Raw genomic sequence first — 12,418 nt, forward strand, 5'->3', positions numbered from 1 at the left:
CACTCAGCAATCGGGTGAGAAAAAAACATCACGCCGTGGTTGGATTTGCACGCCAGGTGCAAGGCGCTGGTGTGAGGGGAAACCCCAGCGCGTAAGAACGGGTGTCAGCCTTCACCGCGCCGCGGACGCCAAACCTCGCGCGCCCCAAGCTGCCGGCACTCCACCACGCTCTCCCCTTCCAGCAGCCGCAACGCTTCGGAAACCACCTCCAGCGGCACCTCCACGCCCGTGGGTCTCAGCCACCACTGCTGGATACCTTCGGCCGAATCGGCACTACCTGGCCGCGTCGCCAGGTAGCAGGCGATGGCATTGGCAACGACACGTACGGACTGGCCGGTCATTCGCCCGCCTCACCGGGTGATTTTATTCGCCGGAATCTTGCACCTTTTCGGCAACGGAAGCGAGCCTGTACTTGCTCACCAGCTTGCTGAATGCACTTCGATCCTGGCCTGCCATGCGTGCTGCCTGGGTGATGTTGCCCCGCGCCCGTTCCATGGCCGACGCTACATAGTTACGCTCGAAATCCGCGACGGCTCGTGCCTTGGCCTGCTTGAACGCAGCGTCGTCGCAGGCATGGGATGCTGGCTCGGGCAGATCCCGCGGAGGACCGCTCTGGATCAGCTGCCCGTCGCACATCAGGTACTCGCGCTGCACGAAGTGCTCCAGTTCACGCACATTGCCCGGCCAGCTGTAATGCCGCAACGCGGATAGAAAGCCCGGGTCAAAATGCTTCGACGTCGTCTGCGCGCCATACTGGCGGTTGAGCCGCCGCAGGAAGGCCTCGGCCAGTTCCACTACGTCACCGCCGCGCTCGCGCAACGGCGGCATCACCAAAGGCATGACCTTGAGCCGGTACAGCAGGTCGCGGCGAAACTGCCGTGCCTTGACCAGCTCGTCGAGGTTGGCGTTGCTTGCCGCGATCAACCGCACGTCGGTCGAACGCGTCTGCGTGCCGCCTACGCGGCGGTACGTACCGTCCTGAAGGAATCGCAGCAGCGATGCCTGGGCCTTGAGCGAAAGCGTGTCGACCTCGTCGAGGAACAACGAGCCGCCTTCGGCCTCGCTGACCAGTCCCGGCGCCGCCTGCCGGGCGTCGGTGAACGCCCCGCGCTCGTGCCCGAACAGTTCACTCTCGACCAGCGAATCGGCCAGCGCGCCGCAGTTGATGGCGATGAACGGCCGCGATGCACGCGCACTAAGATAGTGCACGGCCCTGGCTCCCAACTCCTTGCCCGTGCCCGTCTCGCCGCCGATCAGCACGGCGACGTCGAATTTCGCGATACGGCGTATCTGTGCGATGACGTGTGCGAACTGCGGCGAGGAACCAAGCAGGTTAAGTTCCGCGATGTCAACCATGATGCCCCCTGTACCGGGTATCGCATCCTTTGCCTCGATGGCGATGCCCCGGACTGGCAATGTTGCCCTTCGCTCTTCGTAATCACAATATGCACACGTCAAAGAAAATCACATGCGCGGCAACTTGATGTCGGGACAGGTGGGCACGAATTCGGCAAATAGTTTTTTGGTAAATGGAGCGGCGCCGCCGTTTCACGTTGCGACAGGGGATCATCCATGTTTGCCAAGCTCGGCCTTATCTTGCTGATCGTGTTGTTTGGGGCACTCGCTTTCGCCGGCGGCATGGCGGCACCTGATCACTGGCGCGCGCCCATGCTCGAATTGGCTGCATCCTGGCACGCTCATGCAGCTCCTCCCACGGTGCTCGTGCCTGCATCGCCTGCGACCGCCGCCACTCCGGCGCCATCGGCAAGCGCCGTTTCCACCGCATCGTTATTAGTCGCCAGCGATGTAGCCGCGCCGTTACCGGCGCCCGGCCAGCCCGCCTATGCGTTGCAGCTTGGCCAGTTCGTCGTCGCCGGTGACGCGGACGCGCTCGAACGCCAGTCGCAGGGGCTGGGCCTTCCACTCAGGCGGATTTCCGCCGTCGACCCGGACCATACGTCCTGGATCGTCCTGGCCGCAGGCCGCTTCCCCTCGCCCGCCGCGGCGCAAGATGCTGCGGCGCGTGTCCAGGCGGTGCTCAAGCTCGCCAGCACGCCGGTCATACGCCTGCCGGCCGACGGTAAACCTTCACCGTAAGAACAATCCCCGCCTTGCACGCGCGGGATCGCGCCACCCGGCCTCACCTAGCGTCGGCACGAAGCAGATCGTGACCTGGGCCATTCCCTGCGAGGTGAAAAACACCCGCTTGGTTGCCGACTGCCGATCGGGCGTCACGAACCAGCGTTCGTCGCCAACGGCGAGCCCCCAGGAGGAAACGCGGCAGACCCATAGGTCGGCATTGCCGCGCGTGCTGAGGATGGCCACGCGCACCTCCGCCTCGCCCATGGTGTCCGTTACATAGATGCGTGCCATATCCGCCCCGTGGCCTGTTGGCTAACGGCTTTCGCGTGCCGATGTTGATGGTATCTGGCGAAGCGACCTCGGCTGTTTCCCATTATTCCGGCGTCCTGATATTGAGTTATGAATATCCGGCAATTTCTGTCGACGGCAGAGGAGCTGCTCTCACTTCAATCCGAACTGCTGACCTGCGACAAAACACCCGGAATCCACGCCAGATCACTGCCCGCCAGTGCGTCTGCGCCATATAACGCTACGGATTGGCCCAGCGTCTTGTTATCAAGCGCATCACCTTGTGATGCCCGTGCATCCTTCAAGTCCGGATGGTGCTGTGTGGCCGACCACACGATATATCGCCCTAACGCGGTGACCTGCCTGGGCAATGCAACGACCAGCATGATCAGGACACAGAACCCACTAAATGCCATCAGTGCATGGTACGCATCCGGCGTCATGGAAACCGATGCCATGGCGGCCCATGCCACAACCGTCAATATCGCGAACGGCAGCATGTTCGATGCATAGTTCGTCCACCATGCTTTCGATCCCCAGGCCCGCATATAGTCCATGGCGATCAGTTCACCTCGCAGCTGCCTTGCTACCCCGTTTCGCTTGAGACGTGCCTCGAGCCGGATCAGGAATTCCCTGAACACTGCCGGATTCCTTGTTTCCGCGACAGCCTCGCGCTCGACATGGTCGAGCTCATCGTGGCATGTGTCGTTGAGCGTCAGAACGCCCGAAACGCCTGCCTCAAATGCCCCGCGTCCCAACAGGCGAACGACGCCCGTGAGCGCGACCCGGGGCACACCGCCATTCATCAAGGCCATCTGGTACGCCGATACCCTGGCGATTTTCATCGTTGCGGCCGCGCGCCAGATCCACCGCGCCATGAGCATCCGCCACACCAATGTCATGTATAGAGCCACGACAAAACCAACACCGCAGGCGATCGTGACGGCGCCCATGCTGAAGATTGTGGTTATCATTTATGTGGCGATTCGACAGGCACGCTGGGGGACAGACTGAGCGATCTGTTGGCAATCGCTTTAAATACGAGCCACGCTGCGATTCCCGACGTGATCGAGCCCGCCAGGATGCCGAGCTTCATTTCGTCCTGTAGTTCCGGATGATCCGGAAAGGCCAGCGTGCCGATAAAAAGGCTCATCGTAAAACCTATGCCACACAGCAAGGCCGTGCCGAACAGCTGTACCTGCGATGCGCCACGCGGCATCTCAGCCCAACCGAGCCTGATCGCAAGCCAGGCAGTACCGAATACCCCGATGAGTTTACCTACCACAAGCCCCAGGCCCACGCCGAGCGTGGTGGAGGCAAACCACTGCGACATGCCCAGGCCGGCGAACGAGATGCCTGCGTTGGCGAAGCCGAACAACGGCAGGACGGTAATCGGCACCCATCGATGAAGCGCGTGTTCCAGGCGAAGAAGCGGCGAGTGCGTGCAGTCACCATTGGACGGAAGCCTGCCCGCTTCATCGCTCAGTGGAATGCACAACGCCGTGGCCACTCCGGCAAGCGTTGCGTGCACGCCTGAACTGCGTACAAGGATCCACAATACGCAGCCCAGTGCCAGATAAGGCCAAAGCCTGCGTTCCCCGGCGCGATTCAAGCCCGCGAGTGCCACGACAACAGCGATGGCAAGCGCGAGATAAAACAGATTGATATGCGGCGTATAGAAAGCCGCGATGATGATCACGGCACCCAGGTCGTCGATGATAGCCAGCGCGGCAAGGAACGCCTTGAGCGATAAGGGCACGCGCTTTCCCAGCAGCGAAGCCACGCCCAGTGCAAAGGCAATATCCGTTGCCGATGGTATGGCCCATCCGCGCATCGAAGCAGCATCGCCGTGGTTCACGGCAAGGTAGATAACGGCGGGCATCAGCATCCCGCCCAGCGCCGCCAGGCCCGGAAGCACGCGCAGGCGGTTGGTCGCGAGCTCGCCGTCAATGAGCTCACGCTTGATCTCAAGGCCCACCAAAAGAAAGAACACTGCCATCAGGCCATCATTGATCCAGTGCAAGGCACTTAATGGACCCATGTGGCGATTGAGCAGATCGAAGTACAACGGCCCCAGCGTGGAGTTGGCAACGATGATGGCAAGCAGGGCAGCAGCCATCAGCACGAGACCGCCCGTGGCCGAACCGGAGGCGAAGTCGACGAGCCGCTGGAACGGACGCCAGATCAGGGTTTTCAGCAACGAACTCTCCCGCCTTCGGACTGCCGGTATGGTCACATTGGCGGGGCTACCGTGCAAACCCGGAAGGCTCCTCCACCGTGCCCGCCCGCAAGTAGTCAATTAGGCACCAAGAAGCTGCGCGGCTATGATATAGGGCCAAGATTACGAGTTCCGAACATGCTGAGCAGCATCAATGAGTGATTTCCGCCGGTGGACGAAGACTCGTTTTCAGGAGATCGCATCTCATGAATTCCTGTCGTTCAGTCATTGGCGAAGGCGCATTTTGTTCTGGACGGGCGCTGTCGTGGTCGGGCTTTCCGCCGTGTTCTTCGCCAAGGCAGCGGATTACGCATTCGCACTTTTTGGCCGCGTGGCGTCGCATGGCTGGTGGGTGCCGCTGCTGATCACTCCTACGATATTCGCCCTGCTGTGCTGGCTCACCCAGGGTGCATTGAAGGCCACGCGCGGTTCAGGCATTCCCCAGGCCATGGCAGCGCTGAAAATCGAGGATGAAGCCTTCCGTGCGCGGTTGCTGTCCCTGAAGGTGTCGATCGGGAAAATGGCGCTGACGCTCGCTGCCCTGCTCGGCGGTGCCTCGGTAGGTCGCGAAGGCCCCACGGTGCATGTGGGTGCCGGCCTGCTCTACTCCATGGGCCGGCGATTCGGCTTCGACGACCCCACCGCTGCCGGCCGCTTCATCCTGGCCGGCTCCGCTGCAGGCCTGGCGGCGGCGTTCAACACGCCGCTGGCCGGCGTGGTCTTCGCTATCGAAGAGATGTCCGGCACCTTCGAACACCGCATGAGCGGCACGCTGCTTACCGCGGTTATTGTTGCAGGCGTGGTCTCGTTGGGCGTTGTCGGCAATTACGCTTACTTCGGCGACATCACAGCCGCCCTGCCATTGGGCAACGCGTGGATCGCCGTCGCCCTCACGGGGGTCACGGGCGGGTTGGCTGGCGGCATCTTCGCCCGTTTGATCATTCCATCGACCTTTGGTTTTCGCGGTGCCATGGAGCGTCTGCGTGCCCGCCAGCCTATTGTCTTCGCGGCCGCTTGCGGCGTGGCTCTGGTATTGCTGAGCTTGCTCAGTGCCAACGGCCTGTACGGCACCGGCTATGTCCAGGCGCGTGACATTCTACAGGGCCATGGCGACACCGGCCCGCTATTCGGCGTGCTGAAATTCCTCGGCAACATAGCCTCGTCATGGGCCGGTATTCCCGGCGGCATTTTCTCCCCGGCGCTGGCCGTCGGCGCGGGACTTGGCAATAACATAGCGCAGCTTATTCCCGGTGCCGATAGCTCAGCGGTCGTCCTTCTGGGCATGGCCGCTTATCTTGCCGGTGTGACCCAGGCACCGCTGACCGCCGCGGTCATCTCACTGGAACTGACCTCAAACCGCCAAATGGCGCTGCCAATCATGGCCGCGTGCCTTCTCGCCCGTGCCGTGTCTGGCATTTTCTGCCGAGTGCCCGTGTATAAGGCCCTGGCGAACAATCTCATCGAAGGCTATGAAGCGGAGCGCAAGGCGGCGCTGCCCGAAGAGTCCGCGGAGAAACCCGCAAGTCCGTGATGGAGCGCGCGTCCGCCGACACTTAACCCGGCGGCATCTTGTCGAACTTCGCCATCGCCGGATCGAGGTGGTCCCAGGCGTAGCCGCGCATCGCATATGTCACTACCTGCGGCTGATAGCGGCCTGGGTCGGCCAGGCTCGCGGTGTGCACGGTGAATACACCGGGATTGGCGGCGAAGGTCATGTAGACGGGCGAACCGCAGGTCGGACAGAAGGCGCAAGTCTTGACGTTGCCGCTGTCGGCGATGATGTCCCAATGCGTCGCCTGGCCTTCGAGTTTCACGCCATCGCCCGCAAAGGTCAGGTACGAGCCGTGGCCGGTGCCGCTGATGTGCTGGCAGTCGCGGCACTGGCAATGGTTCATGAAGAGCGGCTCGCCGTTGATTTCGTAACGGACGGCGCCGCAGGCGCAGCCGCCGGTGTAAAGGTGGCTTTCGGCCGAGATGTTGTCCAGATTGCGAAGCACCTTCTTCCAGCCGTCGCTCATGTTCCGGTAGGCGGTTTCGTTCTTTGGCAGCACGAAGCCCGAATGCACCAGGCGTACACGCGTACCGTGGTCCATCCTGGTTAGCGTCCACGTCACCATGGTATCCAGCGGCGCGCCGTAGCCATCGTTGCCTGCGTGACCGCCCTGCCAGCCATAGACGAATCGTTCGCAGGGCACCACTTCCAACACCTGGCAATGGATGACGCCATCCCATTTGCCACCGGCCGTCGTTTGGAAAGTGAAGCGGTTGCCAACCACGGGTTCGAAGCCCTCGGGCGCCATCAGCCAGCGGGCGATCAGATCGCCCGAGGTCAGCGCCTTCCAGATCGTCGCCGGGGCATGGGGGAAGACTTCGTCGACCACGATGGCCTGGGTGTCGGTCTGCACTGCGAGATCGTTCATGGGTCGATATCCTTGAGAAGTGTGCGCAGGTCCGCAAAGCGCTCGCGCCAGAAGACGCCGTAGTGGCTCATCCAGTCGACCAACGGCGTGAGGCCCTCCGGTTGCGCCCGGTAATAGACGTTGCGTCCCTCGGGACGCTCGACCACCAGCCCCGCTTGCTTGAGCGATTTCAGGTGCTGGGAGATCGCGCCCTGAGTCACCCCGCTCCCGCGGGTGAGCTCGGCGACGCTGATCTCATCCGTCCCGACCACCCGCTCGAACACGGCCCGCCGGGTCGGATCGGCCAGGGCGCGCATGACGGTGGTGATGGCTGTGGCTGGGGTCATGAATAAACATTAGTACCTGCTTATTGATTAGTCAACACTAATCTTTATGGCACGACTTGTGAAAGCCTGGACGCCGGGACCACGCCGCGTTCGGCAGGGGCATTGAACTACCTCTTCAGGTAGCCAGTTACCAGGCGCGCGGCCTCGTCAATGAGCGCTTCCATCATGTCGCCCGAGAGCATCTTTGGATGGTGCAGTACCGCGTTGTGCGTCAGCGCCTCGATCGTGGTCACACATACAAATGATGCGAGGTCCAGGTCATCGACACGAAGTTCGTGCTGGCGGCTTTCAAGGTAAGTCCGGAACAGTGTGTAGTTCTCGCGATTGAAGGTTCCCAGCGCCTCGAGCTTGCCCACGCGCGGAATCTGCTCGGCGAGTACGCGATGCAATTTAGGATCGACACGGTGCGCCTTGACCGCAAGGGCGACGATCTTGCGCACGCCCTGCTCCACCGGCTGGTCCAGGATTCCCGCCAACTCGCCCCGGACCGTTTGCATGACCTGCTGCTTGTGGCGCTCGTCGACGGCAGCCACAAGCGCTTCCTTGCCGGGGAAATACTGGTAGAGCGAACCCACGCTCACCCCAGCCACTTCTGCGATGCGGTTGGTGCTGGCCTTGTCGAAGCCTTCCTTGACAAGAATGCGAGCGGTTGCTTCAACCAGTGCGTCGACCGTCGCGCGCGATCGCTCCTGGGAGGCGAATTTCCTGGGTTCCGTGGGCGCTCTGCGTGCCATTTTTCTACGCCGCCAATGCGAGTTTGAAAAGCGAATGGTCGCTCGTATTCTGCTCGCAGTGGAAATGACAAGGCAATACTCCAGGAGAAAATGACATGCACGACACCATGCAGCGCCTGTTCCGATACAAAGCCTGGGCGAACGACGAACTGTTGACCTCGTTGGCCAGGCTGGGTGGTGACTCCCCCATCACTGGGCTGGCGATCAAGGCCCTGAGCCACAGCTATATCGTCGACCGGATCTTCGCGGCGCACGTGAGGCGACAGGCTCACGCATACACGTCGGCCAATTCAACCCAGATGCCAGCGCTGGAAGATCTATCCGCGGACATCAGGAAAGTCGATCGGGAATATATCGACTATGTGTCGACGCTCGATAGCGACCTGTTGGCAGAACGTATCGACTTCGTGTTTACCGACGGCGCCCCGGGACGCATGTCGCGCGAGGAGATGCTCATGCATGTGATCACCCACGGCATAGGGCATCGCGGGCAGGTCAGTGCAGTTATGTTGCTCAATGCGCTTCCGGTGGCGAAGGACGGCCTTACGACTTATCTGCATGAGGCCGAGGCGTCGACGAGAGGGCGCGCGGCGGCGTGAATATGTTTGAGGTGCCGGACATACTTCGGTCAACAACGAATTGTCCCTTCGCCGCCGTCGATACCATCGCGCTTTCCTCCCTCGATGCGTGATTCTCATGATGGCAATGTTCGCGTTCACCGTGGCGGCCTTATTCAAAACCACCTACCTTCCCGTCCCGGGATCGCCCGGGCAGCGGCTCGCCCTTCACTGCATCGCACCGGAGAGGCCGACACATAAGAGTGTCCTGTTTATCCATGGTGCGAGCTTCCCTACCCGGTTGGCAGCGGGCTACGAATTCAGCCCCGGTGATTCGTGGATGGGGTTCATGGCCCGGCAAGGATTTCTCGCATGCGGGCTGGACTTCCTGGGTTTTGGTGAATCAAGCCGGCCGCCCGCCATGCTTGGCGCTGCCGATGCTGCTGCGCCCGTGACACGCGCCGCCGAGGCCGCCGATGAAATCGCCTTGGCGGTCGATTACCTGCAAAAGCAGCCCGGCATGAAGACGATCCATCTGGTGGCTCATTCCTGGGGCACCATTCCCGCCACGGCGTTTGCCGCCAGTCATCCCGGGGCGCTGAAGTCGTTGACCTTGTTCGGGCCGATCGTTCCGGGCCGGCCAGATGACGATGCCGGCTCTGAACATCCTGCCTGGTTTGCACTCACGGCCCAGGAGCGACTGGAGCAGTTACGCTTCAAGAAGGTGCTCCCCGCCGGTAAACAGTTGCTTGATCCGGCCGTTGAGAAGCGCTGGGCCGCCCAGTTCGAAGCATCCGTACCCCATGTCACCGGAGACAAGCCAGGCGTGCTGAGAATTCCCGAGGGCCCGAATGTCGATATAAGTGCGGTGGGCACGGGTGCTTACCCTTACGACCCCAAGGCTCTTAAACTGCCCTTATTCGTGGTTTATGGGAATTACGACGTCGTGGTGAACGATTCCGGAGCCAAGGCATTCCTGGCCAGGTTCTCAGCGTCGCCACTGAAGTGGCAACTGCGACTGGATGATGGGACTCACGTCATGCACCTGGAAAAAATCCGCCGATCCTTGTATGCGAGCGTCAATGCATTCATCAGCGCCACGGAACTAGCGCCGTGAAGATGGACCACGCCGATGCGCGCCTGTCGTTCGTGGCGGCAGCGATCGGCGAGCCTTCGCGCAGTCGCATGCTCTGCTGCCTGCTGGACGGACACGCGCGCACCAGTACGGAACTGGCGGCGGTTGCCGGGATCGGTGGGCCCACGGCAAGCGCGCACTTGCTGCGAATGAAAGAAGCCGGCTTGCTTCAGCTCATCGTCCAGGGACGGCACCGGTATTATCGCCTGGCCAGTCCGGAAGTCGGACGGGCCCTGGAAGCCCTGCTGGTGGTAAGCAACCATGACGCCCCACCCTTCAGGCCTTCAACGCCACGTCATCTGCAGTCGGCACGCAGCTGCTACGACCACTTGGCGGGAGAATGGGGCGTGGCGTGGCACGATCGGCTGCTTGCCATGAAATGGCTGCAACCGGCCGCTGGTGGCAACGACTATCTATTGGGCGATGCCGGCAGGGAAGCCCTCGCCGAACTTGGACTCGGCACCACCATGCAAGGTCGACGACGCTTCGCCTATCCGTGCCTGGACTGGAGCATGCGCCGGCCACATCTTGGTGGTGCACTTGGCGCCGCTTTATTGGACCTGGGCGTTCGCCGGGGCTGGTTGCGGCGGCAACTGGATGGTCGTGCGCTGACGGTCACGGTAAAGGGGCATCGCGATTTGGACAGGCTTTTTGGAGTCTCTTTGGGTTGAGACGAAAGCCACGCGCGAAAGGCACACCATTGGAGGAACTCGGTCTGGGCGATCCAAGATGGCGAGGTCATCCGCGCTGGGCTATGGCGCCCGAAATTCCCGCGTCCATTCCCAGGTGTTGTAACGATTCGACTGGGTAAGGATATCCACGACTGCACGCCCCCTATCCCAGCACACCTTCCCCCGCATGCTCACGCCCGAGTAACCGGACTCGAGCGCCAGGCGGGCAAAAATCGCCTCCAGGGAAAAGTTGTAGCAATGGGCCCTCCCCTGCAGGATGACCCGCGCCTCACCCTTGGCCAGCACTCCTTCGCCGGGATCATTCCCAACCCGCACGACCTTTTCTTCCACCCGGTGGGGTGCAAGCGAACAGGTGCGAAGCTCGATGACCTGCCGGGACCGCCCAGCAACGTCGCGCACGACCGGCATCAGCGCAGACGCAAGGACGGCGTCCACGGTGTCCTCAATCGAAGGTAACGCGTGCAGCGACGTCAGGAGGTCCATTGCGCGCCTGAAAAACAGCGAACACGACTACCCGCCACCGCACTGGCGGCGTCGACATGAGAATGATTATTCACTTGCTCCCCCAAGCGTCCAACCCTGGACGCACCCCAGACTTATCCCCGCGCCCTCGCGCGGAATGCCATGCACTTTAGCGAGGGAATTTGGAAAGTTGCAAGTGAAATTTCTTAGATCGATCTCACTCGAATCGTAAAAACTTACACCTCCTGCGATACATCATCAGCGACCGAAGCCGGTCGCCGCTGGAGTGGGGTTCGATGGCCTTCCCGGATGTCAGTTTTGTTGCGTCAGCGGGGCATCGACGCTGGGGAGCACAGCGGTGTTTTGCGAGCCGGCAATGCGCCATACGCCATCACGGCGTTGATAGACATGCTTCATGCGCGTCAGCAGTACACCTGGCGACGTGGCCACTGCGCCTGGCGGCAAGGCCCGAAACCGGGTCACGCGGATATCGGTATCGACGATGGCGACATCCGGACCGAGGAACAGGATTCGCCGTACCGTGCTTTCGAAATGGCTGCCCTTGAACGGGCCGGCCAAAACTGCGGCGTGGCGTTCGCGGATCGCCGTGGGGTTCGGCATGATGCCGCCGAGAATATTGACCAGCTCGCCCTCGGGCCAGTACTCACTGGCCCACATGGCTGCGTTCTCGGTATTCCAGGCCTGCGCGAGGCGATCAAGGGACTGACGAAGGGGCCTCTCGGCTGACTCGTCCGCGCTACTGGGCAGGGCAACGGCAAAGAACAGCGCGCTTGCGGCGATGATGGATAAAAACCTGCTTGTCATGAGTGATCTCCCGACAACCGGTTAATGACATTGTGTTGAGTGGATGGCGGCGTCAGGCGCCGCCATCCACTTGCCGCATCCCACTATAGTCCGAAGCGACTGGCCACCGCCGTGGCGCAACCCGTCGTCAACAGGTTGCCGGCGGGATCGAAAAACTCCACCGCAGCTTTGGGTGTGGTGAACCGGTTCGGCCCGGGTCCCATGTCGATCACCTGGGTGATCGTCTGCGTTTTGACCAGCGCCCCGTCCATGGTGATGAAGGCGATGGACGCAGCGCTGTACTCGCCCTTGTGCCGGCCACGGCTCCAGACACCATGACCCGGCCCGCGTATGGCTGGAAAGAACATCGAGTTGGCCGTGGTCTCGGTCATCGTTCCCCCGTCGGCAAAGGTAAGCAGCGAGTAGAACGGGGCGCCGATCGGCGCACCGGACGTGCAGTTGCGCAGCGTTATCTGCACCTGCCACGTTCCGGCCAGGTCGCCTGGGTCGCCCCGATCGTCCGATTCGTGGGCTGCCGCGCCTGAAGTGCAGGCCATGGCAATGACACAGGCCAGTGCCAGTGCTGCAGGAACGCCTTGGTATTTTGCGGTCATGATTTTTCTCCACTGAGTGAATTCGTCGGGCGTGAAACCGTGGTTTCGTGCCCGATCCCCGTTTGCCGCCCCTTCGAAGCGAGAAC

General features: G+C 61.8%; 16 protein-coding genes. 5 read left to right on the forward strand and 11 right to left on the reverse strand.

The annotated features are described in order from the left end of the window. Positions 1-104: 104 nt before the first annotated feature. Both VGM61_RS16740 and VGM61_RS16745 read right to left on the reverse strand, forming a co-directional pair. A complete protein-coding gene (locus VGM61_RS16740; protein ID WP_331524026.1) occupies positions 105-341 on the reverse strand; it encodes a hypothetical protein in 237 nt (78 codons plus the stop codon). A 22-nt stretch (positions 342-363) separates the two neighbouring features. Further along, positions 364-1,356 carry a sigma-54 dependent transcriptional regulator gene (locus VGM61_RS16745; RefSeq protein WP_331524027.1) on the reverse strand — a complete coding sequence of 331 codons (993 nt, stop codon included), beginning with the start codon at positions 1,354-1,356 and terminating at the stop codon, positions 364-366. Positions 1,357-1,572: 216 nt separating this feature from the next. On the opposite strand from VGM61_RS16745, the gene VGM61_RS16750 reads away from it, so the two are divergent. Beyond that, a complete protein-coding gene (locus VGM61_RS16750) occupies positions 1,573-2,097 on the forward strand; it encodes an SPOR domain-containing protein (protein WP_331524028.1) in 525 nt (174 codons plus the stop codon). Here the strand turns inward: VGM61_RS16750 and VGM61_RS16755 are convergent. From VGM61_RS16755 to nhaA, 3 genes are all read right to left on the reverse strand, one after another. Then, complete coding sequence (locus VGM61_RS16755) at positions 2,089-2,373, reverse strand: DUF6150 family protein (protein WP_331524031.1); 285 nt, start codon at positions 2,371-2,373, stop codon at positions 2,089-2,091. The two genes, VGM61_RS16750 and VGM61_RS16755, sit on opposite strands and share 9 nt — an antisense overlap. Positions 2,374-2,528: 155 nt before the next feature. Continuing rightward, on the reverse strand, positions 2,529-3,323 hold the full coding sequence (locus tag VGM61_RS16760; protein ID WP_331524033.1) for a TIGR04222 domain-containing membrane protein: 795 nt from the start codon (positions 3,321-3,323) through the stop codon (positions 2,529-2,531). A 17-nt stretch (positions 3,324-3,340) separates the two neighbouring features. Then, complete coding sequence (gene nhaA / locus VGM61_RS16765) at positions 3,341-4,570, reverse strand: Na+/H+ antiporter NhaA (RefSeq protein ID WP_331524034.1); 1,230 nt, start codon at positions 4,568-4,570, stop codon at positions 3,341-3,343. A gap of 172 nt (positions 4,571-4,742) precedes the next feature. Here nhaA and VGM61_RS16770 point away from each other — a divergent pair, with 172 nt between their 5' ends. Beyond that, positions 4,743-6,119, forward strand: coding sequence for a chloride channel protein (locus VGM61_RS16770; RefSeq protein WP_331524035.1), 1,377 nt, complete (start codon positions 4,743-4,745; stop codon positions 6,117-6,119). A 22-nt stretch (positions 6,120-6,141) separates the two neighbouring features. Here the strand turns inward: VGM61_RS16770 and VGM61_RS16775 are convergent, their stop codons facing one another. From VGM61_RS16775 to VGM61_RS16785, 3 genes are all read right to left on the reverse strand, one after another. Continuing rightward, positions 6,142-7,008, reverse strand: coding sequence for an SRPBCC domain-containing protein (locus VGM61_RS16775; RefSeq protein ID WP_331524036.1), 867 nt, complete (start codon positions 7,006-7,008; stop codon positions 6,142-6,144). Further along, the gene (locus VGM61_RS16780; protein WP_331524037.1) at positions 7,005-7,334 is read right to left on the reverse strand and encodes a metalloregulator ArsR/SmtB family transcription factor; all 330 of its coding nucleotides are present in this window, start codon (positions 7,332-7,334) and stop codon (positions 7,005-7,007) included. Before VGM61_RS16780 ends, VGM61_RS16775 begins: the two co-directional genes overlap by 4 nt. Before the next feature lie 107 nt (positions 7,335-7,441). Beyond that, the gene (locus VGM61_RS16785) at positions 7,442-8,068 is read right to left on the reverse strand and encodes a TetR/AcrR family transcriptional regulator (RefSeq protein WP_331524039.1); all 627 of its coding nucleotides are present in this window, start codon (positions 8,066-8,068) and stop codon (positions 7,442-7,444) included. 95 nt (positions 8,069-8,163) lie between these two features. On the opposite strand from VGM61_RS16785, the gene VGM61_RS16790 reads away from it, so the two are divergent. From VGM61_RS16790 to VGM61_RS16800, 3 genes are read left to right on the forward strand one after another with little or no spacing between them, the layout of a single operon-like run. After that, positions 8,164-8,667, forward strand: a complete 504-nt coding sequence (locus tag VGM61_RS16790) for a DinB family protein (RefSeq protein WP_331524040.1) — start codon at positions 8,164-8,166, stop codon at positions 8,665-8,667. A 40-nt stretch (positions 8,668-8,707) separates the two neighbouring features. Next, complete coding sequence (locus VGM61_RS16795) at positions 8,708-9,742, forward strand: alpha/beta hydrolase (protein ID WP_331524041.1); 1,035 nt, start codon at positions 8,708-8,710, stop codon at positions 9,740-9,742. Between the two features lie 2 nt (positions 9,743-9,744). Continuing rightward, the gene (locus tag VGM61_RS16800) at positions 9,745-10,431 is read left to right on the forward strand and encodes a helix-turn-helix transcriptional regulator (protein WP_331524124.1); all 687 of its coding nucleotides are present in this window, start codon (positions 9,745-9,747) and stop codon (positions 10,429-10,431) included. An 81-nt stretch (positions 10,432-10,512) separates the two neighbouring features. Here the strand turns inward: VGM61_RS16800 and VGM61_RS16805 are convergent, their stop codons facing one another. The 3 genes from VGM61_RS16805 to VGM61_RS16815 form a co-directional block, all read right to left on the reverse strand. Then, positions 10,513-10,935 (reverse strand): hypothetical protein, encoded by a 423-nt coding sequence (locus tag VGM61_RS16805; RefSeq protein ID WP_331524042.1) that lies wholly within the window; start codon positions 10,933-10,935, stop codon positions 10,513-10,515. 291 nt (positions 10,936-11,226) lie between these two features. After that, positions 11,227-11,739 (reverse strand): SgcJ/EcaC family oxidoreductase, encoded by a 513-nt coding sequence (locus VGM61_RS16810; RefSeq protein ID WP_331524043.1) that lies wholly within the window; start codon positions 11,737-11,739, stop codon positions 11,227-11,229. A gap of 83 nt (positions 11,740-11,822) precedes the next feature. After that, on the reverse strand, positions 11,823-12,332 hold the full coding sequence (locus VGM61_RS16815) for a hypothetical protein (protein WP_331524044.1): 510 nt from the start codon (positions 12,330-12,332) through the stop codon (positions 11,823-11,825). Positions 12,333-12,418 lie beyond the last annotated feature (86 nt).

It is taken from the genome of Pinirhizobacter sp., from assembly GCF_036499745.1.
Lineage (GTDB): Bacteria > Pseudomonadota > Gammaproteobacteria > Xanthomonadales > Rhodanobacteraceae > Pinirhizobacter.